Here is a 20993-nt window from a genome sequence, read left to right as displayed (position 1 = left end):
ATATGCTACTTTCATTTGATATGACAGTCCAAGGTCTTAAATTCCGATACAACGAATCGTACATATTAGCATTATCTTTTGGGTGATATTATGCTAATTCATATTTTGAAAGATTTATTGAAGCGTTAAAATCTCTATCTATCTTTAGTCCACAAGAACATTGATAAATTCTGTCTTTAAGCTTTAAATCTTTCTTGATAGCTCCACAACAACTACAAGTTTTACTTGACGGAAACCATATATCAGCTTCTATAAATTCTATTCCATAAAACTCACATTTGTATTTCATTTTTACTTTAAAATCATACAAACATTGTTCTGCAATAGCTTTTGATAAATGACGATTCTTCATCATATTTTTGATATTAAGAGTTTCCATCACAACTTTAGAAGGTTTGGTTTTCACTATCCTATTCGTTGCTTGGTGAACATGATTACTTCTGATATTGGTTAATCTTCTATGAAGTAATCTAATCTGCTTTTCAAGTTTTATAATATTGTTAGTCTTTTTGAATCGGCAACATTTTTCACCACCTTTCTCTATTTTATTCATTTCATATTTTCGACTAACTTTTCTTTGCTTTCTCTTTAAAACTTTTTTAAGTCTTTTAACTTCTTTTGTTTTATTTATATTTTTGAAAGTCATACCATTGCTACAGATAGCTAAATCCTTGACTCCAACATCAATCCCTATGCTTTCTTTTGTAAGTTCTACTTTAGGTATTTCTCTTTCAATCCCTACTGATATATACCAATACTTTCCATCAAAACTTATTCTTGGATTTGAGTATTTTGTATCTAAAGGAATTGAATAAGGTTTAATATTTATCCAACCTACTTTTTCAATATTTACTGCATTATCTTTAACTTTTAGCTTACAATTATCATTATAAAATGATGGCTTAGACTTTCTTCTACTCTTAAATTTCGGCTTATCAGAAAGCCCTTTAAAAAATCTTTTATAACTATCACAAGCATCTTTAACAGCTTGTTTTGCTACATTATTTGAAACTTCTTTAAGCCAAGTTAATTCAGTTTTTTTGAGTTGAGTTATTTCTTTTCTTAAATTATTATCTGAAATAAACTTACCATCATTTTTATAATTTTCTTCTTGTCTTGCAATAGTCCAGTTATAAATGAATCTTACCGTACCAACAGATTGCCATAGCTTTTGCTCTTGAACTTCTGTTGGATATAATCTAACTTTTTTCGCAAGTATCATCTTCTAACAACTCCTTAATCATCTTCTTAACCCAATTCCTCAAAGTTTATGTTGTTTTTTCCTGTAAGTTTAGAAAACTTGCCTATCGAATAAAATTTCATCTACATCACCTCTTGATTATATATGTATATCTACAAAAAGCAGATATATTTTTATAGATATTTATAGATTTATTTTAACTGTTCACTACCCCCATTAAATTCTTCTAACCCATATTCAAAATTTATTTTTGCTAATCCTAATTCTATGCTGAACATTTATAAAAATAGAGTTTATATTTTTAAACTACGAAATCTATTGAATGCGGCCATTATTTCTTGTCTTCTTGGCATTGATAGTCTGCCATGACCACCTTTTATATTGCTAATTGATATAATTCCGTTCTTTTCTATATAGTTCATTATTTCATCTGTTACTTCTATTAATGTTTTCTTTCCATCTATAATATTATCTTCTGCCCATTTCATAATCTCTCCAATAGTGTTAATTTGCTCACTATCCACTATTTGCTCAACTGCTCTTAAATCTATATTTTCTTTATTAATTACTAATCCATCTATTCCTAGAGTTTTTATTTTTACACCTTTATAACCTTTTTCAATGCTTCCTTTTTTAATAACCCTATTTAAATTTATCTTTATATCAAGATTTCTTTCCTTGATTTTAGAAAGTATCTTTCCATTACTTAAACTTTTAGCTTGCTCTGTTACATTTTTTATATTGTAACAATCCATTTGTATTACATTATCTGCAATATCAAAATAATCTCCAGAACTTCCTACTACTATAATTGTTGATATATCTTTTTGATTATACAAATCTCTAGCAACTTCAATAAAAGGTGTTATAGGTTCTTTATCTTTAGAAACCAGCATCTGCATTATATCGTCTCTAATCATAAAATTAGTAGCCGATGTATCTTCATCTATTAAAAATACATTAGTTCCACTTTCTATTCCTTCTATTATATTTGCTGCTTGAGATGTACTTCCACTTGCATTTTCACTATAAAATTTAGTTGTATCTTTTTTATTAGGTAAATTATTTATAAATAATGATATATCATCTTTATTTATTACTCTACCATCTTCTGCTCTAACTTTTAATGCTGCATTATCTGTTATTACAAATTCTCTTCCATCACCTTCAATATGATTATAAATACCTAATTCCAATGCATTTAATAGTGTTGATTTTCCATGATAACCTCCACCAACTATAATTGTTATACCTTTTTTAATTCCCATTCCTACAATTTCACCCTTATTAGGTAAATTGAATTTAACCTCTAAATTTTCAGGAGATTTAAATGGTATTCCATCCTTTAAAGGCCTAGTTGATACTCCTGATTCTCTAGGTAATATCGATCCATTTGCAATAAATCCAATTAAATCATTGTTCTTTAATTCATTTCTTATAAACTCTTGATCTTCAACTAATCTCACTTGTTTTATAAGTTTATCTTTATCTATGTTTTTATAAATTAATGATGACTCTACAATTTTAGGTAGAAAATCAAATAAAATCTTTTCTAATTCCTTAGCAAGAACACTTCTACCCCTTGCTGGAAATCCTACTTCTATTCTAGCTTCTATTTTTTTATCACTTATCACAATAGAAGTTCTGTCTAAAATTTCTTGTGTGCATTTACTTATAGAAATTAATCCACTTTTTCCTGACCCAAAAATCTTACTGCTACATGAATATATATTTTTATAAAATGTTCTAGTTAAATAATCTTTAACAGCAATCTTTTTGTAATTGTTATTTACTAATTCTTCTGGGATATTTGAAACTTTTTTATCCATTATTATTCTTACTCTAGAAGGCGTTGCAAATGGATCTCCTTGTACATGATCTATTGCTAATATATACTCATTAAACTCATAACTACCTTCAAGTTGCTTATATGACTTGTATCCTTTTCCATCTATACTTATTAAATCTCTACGCAAATCATTAAAATTTTTCATTTACTTTTCATCTCCCATAAAGTACTCATCAATTAAAGCTTCGCCCATTCTTCTATACATATTACTCATAGATATCATTGATCCAACAAGTAAAAATTTTTCTTCAAAATCACCATTTATATTATTTTCGCTTAAAAGATTCTTTACATTTTCTTCTTTGTCATTCATGTATTCCTTAAATTCATTAACATCTTGAGAATTCATATCTAAGTACGTTTTATAAAGAGATCTCAAATCATATTCTTCATTATTTTCATACTTTTTAACTATATTATCTAATGTAAGCTTTATATCATTTATTGATAATGCACCCTTTAAATCGTATATTAAACTCATTAATATTAAATGTTCTTTTGAATATTTTTTATTCTTTATACTCATTAATAATTTCGCCTTAGCATAGTTATTAATCATAGTTTTAGTTAATACTTTATCATCTTCCTTTCTTTTAAGGACTGATAATTTATTTTCAAACAATTGAATAACCTGATCCATATATAGATCTAGTTCAGGTATATCTTCTAAATTTATTTTTTTATCTAAGTTTAAGTTTTCCATTATATTTAATATATCTTTTGTCATTCTTCCACTTCCTAATCTAGTTTTTGAAACTACATATTATCTTGTCTATATTTAATATTAATAGTATTACTTATAAAATTCAAGAAAATAGCTAAAAATATGATTTAAATAGCTTAAAATAAGTTTTTATGATCTTTGACTTTTATATAACTATATATAATAATATTAATATATTGTTATATAGTTTTAAAAACTACGTATTGAGTATGGAGGTATTTATGGATAAATATTTAAGAGAACCAGTTAATGGATTAACACATCTTATAGGAGCTGTTTTATCATTAGTAGGATTAGTTTTAATGATAATTAAAGTAAATATGTCACAAGGATCTTTGATAGAATATGTGTCTATCATCCTTTTTGGAATTAGCATGATTCTATTATATAGCGCTTCAGCGACATATCACTCTGTTATCGCAGATTCAAAAATTATTAAAGCTTTAAAAAAAGTAGATCACTCTATGATTTTTGTACTTATAGCAGGATCTTATGCACCATTTTGCTTAATTGCATTACAAAATTCTATTGGTAATAAACTTTTTATAGCAGTTGCTGCATCTGCTTTAGTTGGGATAATATTTAAAATTTGTTGGGTTACATGTCCTAAATGGTTAAGTAGCGTTATATATATTACTATTGGTTGGTTTGCTATTTTTGCAATTTACCCATTATCAATAGCACTTTCACCAATAGGTGTAAGCCTGCTTGTTTTAGGCGGCTTGATGTATACAATTGGTGGGGTAATATATGCCTTAAAGAAAGATAAAATAAAGATAGGCGTTTTTGGATCTCATGAAATATTTCATGTTTTCATAATGCTAGGAACACTATGTCACTTCATTTGTGTTTTTAATTATATAATTTAAAAAGTATTTAGTAAGCAAAAAGCACTCCATTCAACTAAAAATGGTAGTGCTTTTTCATATGATTTTATTTTATTGTTTATTTTTTATTTAACCAATACCACCATATATAACTCCAAGTATTATAACTACTATAGTTATAATTACAAAGACATATTTAGCAATATATATGAAGTTAATTCCTAACTCTCTACTAGACCCTTTGTTTATCTCTATAAGTGCCTTTTTAGAATCTCCTACATAGTAAAATACTAAAAATACTATAAGCGCTGCTAATGGTGATACTATTATTGTGATGAAATTAGTGAAATTATCAAAGCTAGCCATGCTTAAATTTAAAGGTATTGATAATATAAATCCTATTATAGCTATTATAATGGATGCCTTTTTTCTATTAAGCTTTGTTTGTGAAATTAATGCTTCAACTGGACCTTCCAACATATTAATAGATGATGATACAGCTGCAAATATTAAACTTAAGAAGAATACTATCGCTATTAGTCTTCCACCAGGCATAGCCTTAAATATTGTTGGCATTGTTATAAATAATAATGGTGGACCTGCCATTGGATCTAAATTAAATGCAAATACAGATGGCATTATAACAAATGAAGCAAGTAATGCTGCTATTGTATCTAATATTGCTGTACTTAAAGCAGACTTTGGTATATCGAAATCATCTTTTATGTAACTACCATATACAACCATTCCGCAACCATTTAATGATACTGTAAAGAAAGCTTGTCCTAAAGCCATTATCCAAGTATTAGGTTTAAGTAAAAATTCCCACTTAGGATTTAATAAGTATTTAACACCTTCCATTGCTCCTGGGAGTGTAAGTGATCTTATTGATAGTAAAATAAATATTACAAACAATGCTGGCATAATTATTGAATTTATTGTTTCTATACCTTTTGTTACTCCTACATAAACTATAACTAATGTTAAAGCTATAGCTATAAAGTTCCAAACTATTGTTTGACTTGTTCCTGAAAATCCTGTAAAAAAGCTATTAACATCTACTGTAAACAGTTCTCCTGTAATACTCATTGCAAAATATTTCATTATCCATCCTACAACTATGTTGTAAAACATAAATACACCTGCTAATCCTATTACAGGTATTAGCGCTACTAACTTTCCACCTTTTTTATTTTTTTCAGCAAATGTTGTTATAATTCCTGTTGCTGAACCACCTTTAAATTTTCTTCCAAATGCAAATTCTGTTATTAATCCTGTTGAACCTAATAACAATACAAAAATAAAGTATGGAATTAAAAAAGCTGCTCCTCCATTTTGACCTAATCGATATGGAAACATCCATATGTTTCCTAGCCCTACTGCTGCTCCTATACATGAAAGTATAAAACCAGTCCTACTCTTAAAATTTTCTCTTTTAGCCATTCCTACTGTCCCTCCTAAAATAAATAAAAAATCATAAAGACTACTTTGAACTAATCATAAAATTCTTCTTTTTTTATAATTTACAAAGAATAAAAAAACCACATAGTGTTACTATGTGGTTGCCTACAATACTAATACTCTACATCCACACAGCTTATCCATGTGGTTAAAATTGAGAATAATGAATAACTCTAACCATCACAGATACAAACTTAAATTCATACTTTAAGCTCGCATCTATAATAAAAAATTATTAATACAAGCTCTGTCTATAATAGTTACAGTAATATGCGTTATTTAATTTTAATAATATAAATCTAGTGCATATCATAATAATTACTCTCCATCTTTACAATTTTCTTAATTTTATCATCTAAATTACAAAAATGTCAATAATAAAGATGCTTTTAATTCCTTTAAATATTCTCTTTATGTAGCTTTATGTGGTATAATAACGAAATGAATATTCAATGAAATGAGGGAAATTTATTGATAACTGTATCAAATGTTAGTCTTAGATTTGGTGGACGTAAACTTTTTGAAGACGTAAACCTTAAATTTACAGCAGGAAATTGTTATGGAGTTATTGGAGCAAATGGTGCTGGAAAAAGTACTTTTCTTAAAATACTTTCAGGTGAAGTTGAACCTAATACTGGTGAAGTTATAATTGCTCCAAATACAAGAATGTCAGTATTAACACAAGATCATTACAAATATGATGATTGTCAAGTTTTAGAAACTGTAATAATGGGTAATGAAAGATTATATCAAATCATGAAAGAAAAAGATGAGATATATGCAAAGCCAGATTTTTCTGATGAAGATGGAATTAAAGCATCTGAATTAGAAGGTGAATTTGCTGAACTTAATGGTTGGGAAGCAGAATCTGAAGCTTCTTCATTATTACAAGGTTTAGGAATTGGCACTGATTATCACTTTAAAAATGTGTCAGAATTAACTGGAGGAGAAAAAGTTAAAGTTCTTTTAGCTCAAGCTTTATTCGGTAATCCAGGAATATTAATCCTAGACGAACCTACTAACGGTCTTGACTTAAAGGCTGTAAATTGGTTAGAAGATTTCTTAGGAAACTTTGATGGAACTGTTATAGTTGTATCACATGATAGACATTTCCTAAACTCAGTTTGTACTCAAATGGCTGATGTTGACTTTGGAAAGATTAAGATTTATGTTGGTAACTATGATTTCTGGTATGAATCAAGTCAATTAGCCCTTCAAATGTCTAAAGATCAAAATAAGAAAAAAGAAGAAAAAATTAAAGAATTACAAGACTTCGTTGCAAGATTTAGCGCTAATGCATCTAAATCTAAGCAAGCTACTTCTCGTAAGAAATTATTAGATAAAATCACTTTAGATGATATCCAACCTTCAAGCAGAAAATATCCTTTCGTAGGATTTACACCTGAAAGAGAAGTTGGTAATGACATATTAACAGTTAAAGATTTATCTAAAACTGTAGATGGAGTTAAGCTTTTAGATAACATTAATTTCATGGTAAATAAAGGTGATAAAATTGCTCTTATCGGTAATGAAATTGCTGTAACTACATTATTCAAAATACTAGCTGGAGAAATGGAACCAGATAGTGGAGAATTTAAATGGGGAATAACTATAACTAATTCTTACTTCCCAACTGATAACTCAGAATATTTTGACGGATGTAATCTTTCTTTAGTTGATTGGCTTAGACAATACTCAGAGGAAAAATCTGAAAGCTACATAAGAGGTTTCTTAGGAAGAATGTTATTCTCTGGAGAAGAAGCTCTAAAGGAAGCTAATGTATTATCTGGAGGAGAAAAGGTTAGATGTATGTTATCTAAAATGATGCTTTCAAATGGAAATGTATTAATGTTAGATCAACCTACTAATCACCTTGACCTTGAATCAATTACTGCTGTAAATAATGGTTTACAAAATTATAACAGTAATATAATTTTTGCTTCTCATGACCATCAATTTGTTCAAACTATAGCAAATAGAATTATAGATATTAAAGATGATGGTTCTATTGTTGATAGAGCTATGACATTTGATGAATACTTAGAATTTGCTGCATCAAATAAATAATAAAATTAAAAGGCTATTCCTTAATTGGAATGGCCTTAATTTTTTCTCTTTATTTTCTTCAGTTTACACAAAATTATTTACAGGTGAAACTGAAAAGCTGTTTTTAGATGTTACATAGATAAACCAAGTAATATGAATACTTTAAAGATTTAGTTTATAATAATCATCTCCCCATTTGCACATCATACTAAGAATAGGCATTAAACTCTCACCTACATCAGTTAATGAATATTCAACCTTTGGCGGAACTTGAGGATAAACTTTTCTATTAACTAAATTATCTGCTTCTAGTTCTCTTAGCTGTTGAGTTAGCATTTTTTGAGTTATTTTAGGAAGTGCTTTTTTTAATTCATTAAATCGCTGTATTCCCTTAGTACCTAAATGCCAAATAATAATAGGTTTCCATTTTCCTCCAATTAAGTCTATTGTAATTTCGAAGGTACATCTATAATTCTTATTTTTAAATTCTAAAGTATTGCAATTAGAACTCATAGTTATCATCCTTTCAATAGTATCCTTTTAGGTACTATAATACAAAATAGTGCGTACTTGTTATATATAAACTTATTTTTTATAATAATATCATTGATTATAAAAAATATCAATTAGGAGGTATATATAAATGGATGCAATATTAAACAGGAAAAGTATAAGAAAGTATAAGAACATAAATGTAAGTGATGAGATTGTTGAAGAATTATTAAAAGCAGGTATGGCAGCACCTTCTGCGGCAAATGAACAACCTTGGGAATTTATAGTCTTAAGAGATAAAGAGATTATGAGAAAAATAACTGAAGTACATCCATATTCAAAAATGCTATTAAATACAGATGTAGCAATTATAGTTTGTGGAGATGAATCAAAAGAAATATTTAAAGGCTTTTGGGTACAGGATTGTTCAGCTGCCACAGAAAATATATTAGTAGCTGCTGAAGATAAAGGTTTAGGTGCAGTATGGTTAGGTGTTTACCCAATAGTAGATAGGGTAGATGCAATAAAAGAACTTCTAAATTTACCATCTAGTGTAATTCCTTTATCAATAATACCTGTTGGATATCCAGATGAAGAAAGAAAAGTAGCAGATAGATTTAATAAAACAAGAATACATTATGATAGATGGTAAAGATTAAAAAAGTGAGGGATATAAATGATAAAAGTAGTCGCAAGAAATTTTGCCAAAGAGGATAAAATTAACGAAATTATTGAACTATGTAAAGAACTAGTAGAAATCACAAGAAAAGAAGAAGGATGCATAAAGTATGAAATGTATCAAGATGAACAGGATGCTAAAATTCTGACAATGATTGAAGAATGGGAAAATAAACATTCTTTAGATAAGCACTTGAGATCTGAACATTTCACTAGAATTGTTCTAATGATGGGAAAGCTTATGTCAAAAGAAACAGATATGAATGTTTACAATAAATTGATTTAACATGTTTATGCAGATAGATCAATTTAAATTGTATTAAGAATTTCATAGTGAAATGATAAATTTTTGCTCATAAGTTAGGTTTAAAAATAACTTAGATAAAAAGTAAAAATATAAAACTTAAAAAAATTCAATTTAAAAGAAGACTGTAAATATTTTTGTGTATGAGTGCAGTGGCGTTGGAATTTGCTTTTTAGAACTATTAATGGAGATTTGTCAAAAGTAATTTTCCAAAAGTAAATTCCTATATCCACGAGCTTTATACTACAATATCAACACATTTTTAAAATAGATCCTATTTTAATTACTTAGATAATAAGTCCTCAATAACTTCATATACATAATCAACTTCATTATTAGCATATTTTTTTACCTTATCTTCTGAATCATTAAAAGTATAGCTATTATGAGTTATGTTAAACATTGAAACATCATTGAATGAATCTCCAATAACATAAAGATTATCTTTTGATAAATCTTCTACTTCTAATATTCTCTTAAGCGCATTTCCTTTTGAACATCCTTTCGGTACTATATCAACAAAAAATTGATTTCTATATACTTCTACATGCTCACCATACTTTTTAATTATTTCATCTTTTATTTTTTCTGCTTTAATCTGATCTTTATCTACAGGTGATAAACTTATTATTTTATAATCATCTTTTGATGATGTTGCATCTTCAATGTATATCTTCTTTGTAAACAAATCCATCATATCACCAATTTCAGATTTATCAAGATTAGGATTATCTATAAAAATAGAATTCTTAAAATTATCTAAATAAACTAATGTTTCATCATTGTAATAATCATTTATTATCTTCTTTGATATTTCATTAGATACCCACTCATCAAATACCATTTCATGTGCTCTATTCATAATTAAGCTTCCATTGCAAAGTAATAAATAATCATATTCTATATCATACTTCTCCATTAAAGGTATTACCATGTCATAACTTCTACCTGTTGATACAATTAATTTATGTCCTCGTTCTTTAAGCTTATTAATTAAAGTTAAATCCTTATCATTTCTTAAATTGTTTCCAACTACTAAAGTTCCATCTAAATCACTTGCTAAAAGCTTCATATGTACCCCACTTTCAATTCTCAACTAAATTTTTTCTAGTTTTATATTTGAATTAATTTTATATTATATACTTTTTAAATGGTTTTAATAAACTAAGAATTTGATTTAGTATCTAGTATTTTTTAATTCTTAATTAAGTATTTAATTTAAAATATAAAAATAGATTCTACAAAATATATTTTATACTAAATAACATAATTAAAACAATTAAATTACCTAATATCATTATATCTATAGAGTCTAAAATACTTCATATTTAAATATGTGTTCATATATGCAATATGTAAAGTGGCATTGTAATTGGACTATACTCATTTTAGTATTCCTAATTTCAATTACTCAGTCCACTTTATTTATGCATATATGAACACTCTACTAAACCATGCCATGTTTAAATAAACATCTTATCTTTTCTTATATTTTATATGTAATAATTCATGAGCTAGTCCTTTTCCTGGTTTGCCCATATAAGTTTCATACATCTTTAATAATGATGCATTTTCATGAGACTTTCTCTTAGCTAATCCCTTATCTTGGTTGTACAAAACAGATGCTCTTACAGTTCTAACATCTACTTTATTTCTGTCTTTTGAATTTACATGAGGTTGTCCACCACCATTTACACATCCACCTGGGCAGGACATTACTTCAATGAAATGATATTGCTTTTCGTCCATTCTTCCACTCTTAACAAAATCAAATACATTTGCAGCGCCATTAATAACAGCTATATTATATTCTTGTCCTCCTAATGTAACTGTAGCTTCTTTTATTCCATCTAAGCCTCTTACTTGTTCATACTCTATTTCTTCTAGTGATTTATTTTCTATAAAGTCTTTTGCGCTTCTTAAAGCTGCTTCCATAACACCACCAGTAGCTCCAAATATAGCTCCTGCACCAGTATATTCTCCCATTGAAGGGTCGGCTTCACTATCTTCTAAGCTAGCAAAATTTATTTTTGCATTTTTAATCATTTTTGCTAATTCTCTAGTTGTAATTACAGCATCTATATTTCTTAAACCGTTATTTTCCATTTCTTCTCTATCAGCTTCAAATTTCTTTGATGTACAAGGCATTATTGTCACTGTAAATACATCTTTAGGATCTAATCCTTCTATTTCAGGATAATAAGTTTTACTTGCAGCACCAAAAATTTGTTGAGGTGACTTTGCACTAGATAAGTTATCTATAAACTCTGGGAAGTAATTTTCAACTTCTCTTACCCATGATGGACAACAAGATGTAAACATAGGGAATGGACCACCTTCATTTACTCTACTAATAAGTTCTGTTGCTTCTTCCATTATTGTCATATCAGCACCAAAGTTAATATCAAATATCTTATTGAATCCTAACATTCTTAAAGCTGTATATATTTTTCCTGTTACATCAACACCATATCCCATTTTAAATGCTTCACCCATAGCAGCTCTAACTGATGGAGCCATTGCAACTATTACGTGTTTACTTGGATCTTCTAAAGCATTTTGCACTCTTTCAGTATGAGATTTTTCTGATAACGCATCTACTGGACATGCAGCTATACATTGACCACATAATAAGCAATTTGTATCATCAAAGCATTTTCCATCAATAGTTGATACTTTCTTATCACAATTATCATCAACAATTTTTATAGAATTAGTAGCTGTTTTTTCGCTACAAGCAGCTTCACATCTTCCACAAAGCACACATTTACTTCTATCTATAACAATTGACTTACTTCTATCATCTACATATTCTGATTTATCTTTAACTATGAATGGCTTATTTGCTCTAGCTTTAGTCTTTATTACTAATTTTAAAAATTCACAGTCTTCTCTTCTTTTACAAGGACCACATTTAAATTCATGTTTATCTAACATTTCTGCCATTCTTAATTTAACAGCTTCTTGTACCTTTTCTGAATCAGTTCTTATAACCATTTTATCTTTGACTAATGTTTCACAAGATAATGCTAGTTCTTCTTGTCCTTCTATTTCAACAGCACACACTCCACATTTTCCTGTATTACTGCAATCATTTAAATAGCATAAGGTTGGTATCTCTATATTATTCTCTAATGCAACTTCTAAAATAGTTTTACCCTCTTCTTTTACAGAAACCTCTTTTTCATTTATTAATATATATGCCACTAAATGAACCTCCCCGTCTTTAGTATACTTTTTTATTTAACTATATTTTCAATGTGTGTTAATATTTAAAAACACATTTTTTATCAACGTTACAATTTTAGCATACTTATTTATTAAAAATAAGTATTAATTAATAGTTTTTATTGGATAAATAATCTATTAATTATACTATTTTATATATTATGAAATATATGTATCAACATAATTTAAATATTTATATTTAAAACAAAAAAACTATCCTAAAAGAACTTTTAGGATAGACTACTATGATTGTATAACATTTATACATATTTCAATTTTAAAAATTTTCTATACTTCTTTATTTATTAAACCATTAAAAATAAATTCTAATGTCTTATTAATAATATCTTCTAAACTAACTTTTTCTATGTTTATTAACTCATATATTGCTGTTGAACATAATGTTCCAAAAAATTCATAGGCCATTACTTCACTATCGCCTTTTCTAATACACCCTTCTTTCATCCCCATTTGTATATACATTTCTATTTCTTTTATATGACTTTTTACCTTTTCTCTTAAAATAAATTGTCTTTCTTCATCTCCCCATAATTGACTCATTACAACTCTAAAAAAGCTATTATGTTCATAAAGAAATGTTAATTGTATTTTGCAGATTTGTTTTAATTTTTCAATTGCATCATCATTTAATTCATTTACTGCTGCAATTTCATCATTAAGTAACTTAAGTCCATTATCAACTATAAAGTTGAATATTTCTTCTTTGCTATTAAAATTATAATATAGTGTTCCTTTAGCAAGCCCCGCAGTGGTTGCTATTTCATCCATTGTTGCTCCCCTATACCCTGATTTTGAAAAAACTTCTATTGAAGAATTAAAAATCAATTTTTTTGTTTTATTCACACCAATCCCTCATTTTCATAAACTGATAATAATTACATTATACCACTAAAATTTTACTATTTATTACTTTTTACTTTCATTTTTTTGATATTTAAAATATATATGTTAGAATCAGTATATAATATATAAATATATTTTTAAATTAATGAAAAGAGGAATTTATGATTAAAGTATATAACAGAATTACTAACGAATATGAAGAGGAAAACGTGGCAGGTAAAAAGTTCATTAAGTGGACTTATGAAACACCCGTTGGAAAAGGTATGACAGAATTGATTGCTAAGAGAAAGATTTTTTCAAAATTTTATGGTAAATTTTGTGATACAAAATTCAGTGCAAGAAAAATACCTGACTTTGTTAAAGACTTTAATATTGATATGAATATTGCAGAAAAAAATATTTCTGAATTTAATTCATTTAATGACTTCTTTGTTAGAAATTTGACTTCTACTTCAAGACCTATAGATTACAATGAAGATATTTTTATTTCTCCAGGAGATGGGCGAATTACTGTTTACGATAATATAGACTTAGATAATATTGTTCAAGTAAAAGGCTTAACTTATAGTTTAAGAGAATTAATAAAAAATGATGAAATATCAGAAAAATATAAAGATGGTATTTGTGTAATATTAAGATTATGTCCTACAGACTATCATAGGTTTCACTTTGTAGACTCTGGTATACCTTGCGAAACTCATAAAATTAAGGGCCATTACTATTCTGTAAATCCTATAGCTCTTAATTCAATTCCAAAATTATTTTGTGAAAATAAAAGAGAATGGTGCATATTTAAATCAGAAAATTTTGGAGATATTTTAACTGTAGAAGTAGGTGCTACTTGTGTTGGATCAATAATTCAAACATATGAGCCTAACCAAAAAGTAACAAAAGGCGATGAAAAAGGGTATTTTAAATTTGGTGGATCAACAACTATACTGTTCTTAGAAAAAAATAAAGTAAAAATAGATCCTGATATTTTAGAGCAATCAAAACAAGGATATGAATGTAAAATCTTATTTGGCGAAAAGATTGGAACTAAAATCTCTAAATAAGCAAGTTCTGTTTTAGCATGTTTATATATGCAATAATCAAAGTGGCATATATAAACACATTGCTAAAACATAGCATTATTTATTAATGACTTTTTTTAATTCATTCTTAAATTTTTCTATATCTTTATCTAATATAATTAAACTAATCCCCATCATTTCTGCTCTTTCTTTAATACATCTTTTATAAGGTTCTTGAGTTGCAACCAATATTTTTTTCGCATTATTTCCACCTAATCTTTTACTATATACATCTAATTCATTTAGTGCATCTTCATCATATTTTGCACTATCTTTACATGATATACATATTAAAACATCATCCTTAACTGCTAATACATCAAATTCATTTTTAACTTTGATTTCATTATTGTTCCATAGAAATATAACGCCACTTTTAACATCATCAATTTCTTCAATTTCTCTAACAACTATATTAGTTAATACTTCTAGCCAAGTACCACTTTTAAATATAAATCCTTTCATATAATCTTGTTGAAAATGTACTACTATATCATTCTTGCTCTTTTTATATTTTATAGCATTAATTTTCTCTAGATAATTTAAGCAAGAATTTAATATTCCTTTTTCCTCTTGCCCATATAAGTCAGACAAATTAATAATAACTTTGTTACTTTGAGAATAATCATGAATAAATAAATGATTATCATAAAGACATTGCTTATACTTATACCATAATTCTAAGTTTTCATAAATTTTTTCTGTTATATTAATCACATCAGAATATTTACTTATTTTGCTAGAATCTAACAAAATATCAGAACCAGTTATCTTAAGTATGTCATCTATATATATATCCTTAAACTCTTCTGACTTATTTTTAATATCATTTCCTAATTCATATATTCTCTTATTTAAAATATCTATATAAACAATATTAAATTTCTTTATTAAAGCTTGATTTAATAAAATTAATGAGTTTATTCTTTTTCCCCCAGTTACATTTATAATAGTTTTTTCTATATCTAAGCTATTTAATAAATTGTTTATTTCTTTTATATTACCTTCACTTATAATGTAGCTTTCTATATCAATACTCGGAAAAATTTCTTTATGATACTTTTTTAGCTTCTCATATAATTCACTATTTTCTTCATACTTTAAGTAAATTACTTTACAAGGTCTAAATTTATCAGTAGCTAACAAATTCCCCTCATTATGCTCATCTAATAAATTAATTAAAATATCTTCTTTCATTAATAATTGCCACCTTTACTTCATCACTATTGTTTATTAAATATCTAATATACTTATATAATTTATTATTAGCATTTATTAGCATGTTTATTTATACAACAAAAAAGACTTAACTAAAAACATAGCTAAGTCTTTTGGCAGAGCGTGAAGGAATCGAACCCTCAATGTACCGTCCGTAGCGGTAAGTTATATCCGTTTAACTAACGCTCCATATTAATTTAAAACTAACTTTCTTCAAGAAATATATTATCACAAGCCACCATAATAAGCAAGTTTATAAAATAAATACTTAAGATTATTTTTCCATAATATTAAGTATTTATTTCAATAAATTTCTTTTTTATAAATAAATATCTGAAAATTCTATTTCTAATATTTCAATATTGGTTTTTGCATGAATTATATGATTATCTTCATTATTCTCGCTTAATTTTATTATTGGGAGTCTTATTATAAATTCACTGCCTCTATCTTCCTGACTCTTTAGTGATATATTACCATTATGTGCTTTAGTTAAGCTTTCTACTAATGACAATCCAATTCCACTACCTGACTGTTCTATTTTTTTATGATTAGATGACTGAGCAAATCTATTAAAGATTTTATCCTGTTCTTTTATTGGAATTCCCATACCCTCATCTTTTACTGATATATTTAATTCATTATTTCTCTTCCATAAGTTAATGTATATATTTCCATTATTATAAGAGAACTTTATGGCATTAGATAAAAGATTCATAATTATCCTATCTATTGCCTCTGGATCTATTGCCATAATACATTTTTCAACATTAGTATCAAATATTAATGATATATTTTTTTGTTTTGCGTATTTATCTATTGAAGAAACCGTATTTTCTATTAATTTAACAATATCTAAATTTCTTCTTTCAATTTTATAATATTTTTTTTCTAATCGTGTTGTATCTATAAGATTATCTATAAGTTTTAGCATCCTATAACTATTTCTCTTTATGCTAGTCATATATTTATTCATGTTATCATTGCCAGTTATGTAACCTGATTCGTAAAATTGAAGTATGCTTAAAATCACATTTAATGGCGATCTTAAATCATGAGAAACACTTAAAAGGAGATTTTCTTGTAAATTCTTATAATTATTTACATCCATGTATTTATCTATTAGTTCTTCTTTTGTTAATTTAGAAAGTTCTAATCTATTTAATTCTTTATCCTCTTCTATAAAATCATTTATAATTTTTTTCGCTACACTCATTTACAGCTTCTCCTTATAATTAATATCATTTTCCATTTTTTTGAATTTTATACTTTTATATTATCACATACTATAAATACTAACAACCATTTTTTAACATTTTTTCTTCTACCTTAATACTCCAAATATCCTAAAATTATAAAAAATTATTCATATTTACACATATTATTTTATAATTTTATGTAATTTATTTGTAAAATATTCGATAATTTTATTATTTCGAGTAAAATTTTATATAACTATTGACCGCACTAATAATTTAATGATATATTTGTACTTGTAATACATACATATGTATTTCATATATGAACATTAATTATAAAAGGGGGATTTATAATTGAAGAATTTATCACTAATTAAAAGAATATTTACATTTTTAATCTTAGGAATAATACTCGGTTTAACATGTAGAAGTTTAAATATAATCTTCCCAATAAGAATATTAGCCACTTTTAGTTCTTTATTTGGAAACTTTTTATCATTTGTTATTCCGTTAATAATAATAGCCTTTATAGTTCCTGGAATAGCTTCACTTGGGAAAAATTCAGGAAAAGTACTTATAGGAACTACTATACTAGCTTACATATCAACTATTATTTCTGGTGTTATTGCTTATTTTGTAGGAATATCGTTTCTTCCTAAAATAATAAAAGCAGCTACATTAGTCTCAACTGAAACAATTAAGGTAGAACCATATTTTACTATTGATATACCACCTATGCTTAATATAATGTCAGCTTTAGTATTTGCATTTGTTTTTGGTATAGGACTTTCAAAAATAAATAATAGCTCATTATTAAGAGGATTTCATGAATTTAGTTCAATAGTTTCAATGATTATTTCTAAAATTCTTATTCCACTTGTTCCGCTTTATATTGCAGCTATATTTTCTAAGTTAAGTTTAAGTGGTGAAATATTTACTACTATAAAATCTTTCGCTACTATTTATTTAATATTGTTTATATTGCAATTTGTATATTTATTATGTCAATATTCTATAGCTGGTGTACTTAAAAAGGAGAATCCTTTTAAATTATTAAAAAATATGATTCCTGCATATCTTACAGCTGTAGGAACTCAGTCATCTGCTGCTACTATACCAGTTACATTAAGCTGTACTAGAGAAAATAATGTATCTGAAGAGGTCGCTGATTTAGTTGTTCCTCTATGCGCTACAATACATTTGGCAGGAGATACTATAACTTTAGTATTAACTTCAATTGGTGTAATGCTAATGAGAGGACAAACACCTACTTTAGTTACTATGATTCCATTTATATTAATGCTTGGAATAACAATGGTAGCTGCACCGGGAGTTCCTGGTGGTGGAGTTATGGCCGCTCTTGGATTATTAGAATCTATGCTTGGATTTGGAAACATAGAAAAGCCTATAATGATTGCATTACATGCAGCTCAAGATAGCTTTGGTACTGCAACTAATATTACTGGTGATGGCGCCTTATCTTTAATAGTAGATTACTTTGTAAGCAAGAATAAAACTAAATAAATATAAATAAAAAGGATATATCATTAAGTGGTTAAAACTTAATGATATATCCTTTATTACATTCCGTCTTTATTTAATTTAGTTTTTATCATTTCATCTTTTATATACTTAAGTATAAATATTACATATACTAATGTGCCAACTATAAACATCGTATCTAAATTTATATTTGGAAAAATAGTTTGTAATATAATTTGAAATATAAATGGTAATGTACATGCATATAAACTTAATGAATATAATATGCTATATTTCATAAATACTCTCATAATTATCAATGCAAATGATGCAAAAGCGGTTGCAAATAAACAATTTATTAATATGTTGATAAATGTAAATAATATCGTATACAAAATTACAATAGCTACTACTATTTTTAGTACATATGATAATTCTTCAAATAAAATCTTATTATCTAATTTATTGTCACCTATTAAATCTTTATAATCTGCTTGCTGTTTATAAGCTCCTATTTCTAAATATATCCCGTCTTTTAAAAATAATATGTTGTTATCATTCTGAATTGTTGTATCTCTTAAACCATCAATTTCGCTCAAGCTTTTATTTTCATCAATATATATTAAACTAGACGTTCCCTCTACCTTTAATGGTGAATTTTTCGTATGTAATATACCTTCTTCTATATTAAATTTATATTCATCATTTTGCAGTATTGTACTTAAATTATTTAATTCCTTGTCTATTCTATATCCAATAGTTATTCCTCTTATTCCGCCTAAAAGAGTGCTCATTAATAATACATATAATATAGCCTTCCATATTCCGTATTTAGGATATGTTACTAATGCTTTTAAATTATAAATACAATTAATAAATTTCTTAAAAAAATTATCTGTTTTATTCATCATTTCCTCCAATATCCTTTTTTAAATAAGAACGTCATTAATAAATATATTAACATATACTTCCTATTTTATAAAATATAAATGTTTATTATTAGTAATTTATGTTCATAATAAAAAAAGTATATTTTATTTTTAGATAAAAATAGGAGGTATGTTTTGAAAATCAATAAAAATATTCATATAAATAAATCCATTATATATATCTTATTATTTACACTAATTACATTAACTACACTATTTCAAGGTTATCAGTATAAAAAATTAGTTAATAATTTTAAGATAAATTTTGATGGTAACAAGTTTTCTCAGGCTAATAATATTTTATTAACCCAAGAAAATTTAAATCCTTTTAAAAACTTAATGCTAAAGAGAGATTTAAAAAAATATTTTTCAGATAATATAACTACATTGAAGCAATATTTAGAAACCTCTAAATTAAATGAAGAAGAAATTTTAATAAAAGTTAATGAAATAAATAGATATGGTTTTAATTCAAGCGAAGTGATAGAATTAGTTAATTCTGTCTCTAGTCTTCAAGATTCAATAAACAACTATTCTAATGGAATAGAACATTTTAATAACAAAGAATATTATGAAGCTATAACTAACTTTTCAAATTTATCTTCCTTAGATTTAAATTACAATGAATCATTAATTTACTTAAGGAAAGCCAAGAATCAAATTAAAGAAGAGTTATTCGCTAAATGTGATGAATTATGTTCTAACGATTATTATAGTCAGGCATTAAATCAAATATCTAATATTCCTTCTGTTCTAAATGATGACGAAGATATAAAAACAAAAATTGCTGAAATTAAATCTAGTAAACAACAATATTTAGATAAAACTGCTGATTCAAAAACAGTATCAGATTATTATATAAATAATATTTCTTCACAAAACATAAATACATTAAATTTAGTTAGTAATACCCCTTATTTAATTTTTATAGATATAAACAATCAAAAAACTTATATTTATAAAGGTAAATCAAATAAATGGGATTTAGATAAAACATTTTCTTGTTCTACTGGAATAGATTCCGAGCCAACTCCTTGTGGTGCTTTTTCTATTAAAGAAAAAGGTGAATGGTTCTTCTCAGATAAGTTTAAACAAGGTGGAAAGTATTGGACTCAAATTGATGGTGATATATTATTTCACTCAGTTCCATATGCTCAGGATAAAACTACAGTAGTAGATACTACTTTAAACAAAAAATCATCACATGGATGTATAAGATTAGCATTAAGCGATGCTAAATGGATATATGATAACATCCCAAGAGATACAAAAATCATAATTAAATAGCTAATTATCCCCCCAATAAATATAGAAAAGTAAGTGTCTTAATTATAATTACCCATACATTTAAGACACTTACTTGTTTTTTATCTAAATTCTTTATTCAAAATCTGTTTATATGTTCAAAAGACAATTAT

Annotated in this window: 18 protein-coding genes and 1 tRNA gene; 7 read left to right on the top strand and 12 right to left on the bottom strand. The window is 26.4% G+C overall.

Going from position 1 to position 20993, the window contains the following annotated elements; genetic code table 11:
- Nucleotides 1–88 precede the first annotated feature (88 nt).
- From NG918_RS01470 to NG918_RS01460, 3 genes are all read right to left on the bottom strand, one after another.
- A complete protein-coding gene (locus NG918_RS01470; RefSeq protein WP_252224177.1) occupies nt 89–1222 on the bottom strand; it encodes an RNA-guided endonuclease InsQ/TnpB family protein in 1134 nt (377 codons plus the stop codon).
- Between the two features lie 272 nt (nt 1223–1494).
- Nucleotides 1495–3195 carry an ABC-ATPase domain-containing protein gene (locus tag NG918_RS01465; RefSeq protein WP_252224175.1) on the bottom strand — a complete coding sequence of 567 codons (1701 nt, stop codon included), beginning with the start codon at nt 3193–3195 and terminating at the stop codon, nt 1495–1497.
- Nucleotides 3196–3777, bottom strand: coding sequence for a DUF1836 domain-containing protein (locus NG918_RS01460; protein ID WP_205449058.1), 582 nt, complete (start codon nt 3775–3777; stop codon nt 3196–3198). It lies immediately after the preceding gene.
- A gap of 218 nt (nt 3778–3995) precedes the next feature.
- On the opposite strand from NG918_RS01460, the gene trhA reads away from it, so the two are divergent.
- Complete coding sequence (gene trhA, locus NG918_RS01455) at nt 3996–4643, top strand: PAQR family membrane homeostasis protein TrhA (protein WP_252215821.1); 648 nt, start codon at nt 3996–3998, stop codon at nt 4641–4643.
- A gap of 87 nt (nt 4644–4730) precedes the next feature.
- On the opposite strand, the gene NG918_RS01450 is transcribed toward trhA, so the two are convergent.
- Nucleotides 4731–6044, bottom strand: coding sequence for a sodium-dependent transporter (locus NG918_RS01450; protein ID WP_252224172.1), 1314 nt, complete (start codon nt 6042–6044; stop codon nt 4731–4733).
- A 489-nt stretch (nt 6045–6533) separates the two neighbouring features.
- Between NG918_RS01450 and NG918_RS01445 the strand changes: the two genes are divergently transcribed.
- On the top strand, nt 6534–8129 hold the full coding sequence (locus tag NG918_RS01445; RefSeq protein ID WP_252224170.1) for an ABC-F family ATP-binding cassette domain-containing protein: 1596 nt from the start codon (nt 6534–6536) through the stop codon (nt 8127–8129).
- A gap of 141 nt (nt 8130–8270) precedes the next feature.
- On the opposite strand, the gene NG918_RS01440 is transcribed toward NG918_RS01445, so the two are convergent.
- On the bottom strand, nt 8271–8621 hold the full coding sequence (locus NG918_RS01440) for a winged helix-turn-helix transcriptional regulator (protein ID WP_252215831.1): 351 nt from the start codon (nt 8619–8621) through the stop codon (nt 8271–8273).
- Between the two features lie 130 nt (nt 8622–8751).
- On the opposite strand from NG918_RS01440, the gene NG918_RS01435 reads away from it, so the two are divergent.
- Entirely contained in the window at nt 8752–9252 is a 501-nt protein-coding gene (locus NG918_RS01435; RefSeq protein ID WP_252224168.1) for a nitroreductase family protein, read from the top strand.
- 24 nt (nt 9253–9276) lie between these two features.
- A complete protein-coding gene (locus NG918_RS01430) occupies nt 9277–9564 on the top strand; it encodes a putative quinol monooxygenase (protein ID WP_252215837.1) in 288 nt (95 codons plus the stop codon).
- A gap of 301 nt (nt 9565–9865) precedes the next feature.
- Here NG918_RS01430 and NG918_RS01425 read toward each other — a convergent pair whose 3' ends face one another.
- The 3 genes from NG918_RS01425 to NG918_RS01415 all read right to left on the bottom strand — a co-directional run bounded on the left by NG918_RS01425 (nt 9866) and on the right by NG918_RS01415 (nt 13674).
- Entirely contained in the window at nt 9866–10654 is a 789-nt protein-coding gene (locus NG918_RS01425; protein ID WP_252224166.1) for an HAD-IIB family hydrolase, read from the bottom strand.
- Nucleotides 10655–11058: 404 nt separating this feature from the next.
- Nucleotides 11059–12789 (bottom strand): ferredoxin hydrogenase, encoded by a 1731-nt coding sequence (locus tag NG918_RS01420; RefSeq protein WP_252224164.1) that lies wholly within the window; start codon nt 12787–12789, stop codon nt 11059–11061.
- Nucleotides 12790–13098: 309 nt separating this feature from the next.
- The gene (locus tag NG918_RS01415; RefSeq protein ID WP_252215846.1) at nt 13099–13674 is read right to left on the bottom strand and encodes a TetR/AcrR family transcriptional regulator; all 576 of its coding nucleotides are present in this window, start codon (nt 13672–13674) and stop codon (nt 13099–13101) included.
- 161 nt (nt 13675–13835) lie between these two features.
- On the opposite strand from NG918_RS01415, the gene NG918_RS01410 reads away from it, so the two are divergent.
- Nucleotides 13836–14729, top strand: coding sequence for a phosphatidylserine decarboxylase (locus NG918_RS01410; RefSeq protein ID WP_252215849.1), 894 nt, complete (start codon nt 13836–13838; stop codon nt 14727–14729).
- 75 nt (nt 14730–14804) lie between these two features.
- On the opposite strand, the gene NG918_RS01405 is transcribed toward NG918_RS01410, so the two are convergent.
- From NG918_RS01405 to NG918_RS01395, 3 genes are all read right to left on the bottom strand, one after another.
- Entirely contained in the window at nt 14805–15944 is a 1140-nt protein-coding gene (locus NG918_RS01405; protein WP_252215852.1) for a Card1-like endonuclease domain-containing protein, read from the bottom strand.
- Between the two features lie 135 nt (nt 15945–16079).
- Nucleotides 16080–16154, bottom strand: a tRNA-Arg gene (locus NG918_RS01400).
- Nucleotides 16155–16284: 130 nt separating this feature from the next.
- The gene (locus NG918_RS01395) at nt 16285–17181 is read right to left on the bottom strand and encodes a sensor histidine kinase (protein WP_252215855.1); all 897 of its coding nucleotides are present in this window, start codon (nt 17179–17181) and stop codon (nt 16285–16287) included.
- Nucleotides 17182–17518: 337 nt separating this feature from the next.
- Between NG918_RS01395 and NG918_RS01390 the strand changes: the two genes are divergently transcribed.
- Nucleotides 17519–18688 carry a dicarboxylate/amino acid:cation symporter gene (locus NG918_RS01390; protein ID WP_252224158.1) on the top strand — a complete coding sequence of 390 codons (1170 nt, stop codon included), beginning with the start codon at nt 17519–17521 and terminating at the stop codon, nt 18686–18688.
- 56 nt (nt 18689–18744) lie between these two features.
- Here NG918_RS01390 and NG918_RS01385 read toward each other — a convergent pair whose 3' ends face one another.
- Complete coding sequence (locus NG918_RS01385) at nt 18745–19554, bottom strand: DUF1189 domain-containing protein (protein ID WP_252215859.1); 810 nt, start codon at nt 19552–19554, stop codon at nt 18745–18747.
- A 156-nt stretch (nt 19555–19710) separates the two neighbouring features.
- Between NG918_RS01385 and NG918_RS01380 the strand changes: the two genes are divergently transcribed.
- Complete coding sequence (locus NG918_RS01380; RefSeq protein WP_252215862.1) at nt 19711–20862, top strand: L,D-transpeptidase; 1152 nt, start codon at nt 19711–19713, stop codon at nt 20860–20862.
- Nucleotides 20863–20993: the final 131 nt, after the last annotated feature.

This window comes from Clostridium sp. ZBS2, assembly GCF_023845855.1.
Classification (GTDB): domain Bacteria; phylum Bacillota; class Clostridia; order Clostridiales; family Clostridiaceae; genus Clostridium; species Clostridium aquiflavi.
Note: the sequence above shows the minus strand (reverse complement) of the source record. Positions and strands in the feature narration are given on the sequence as shown.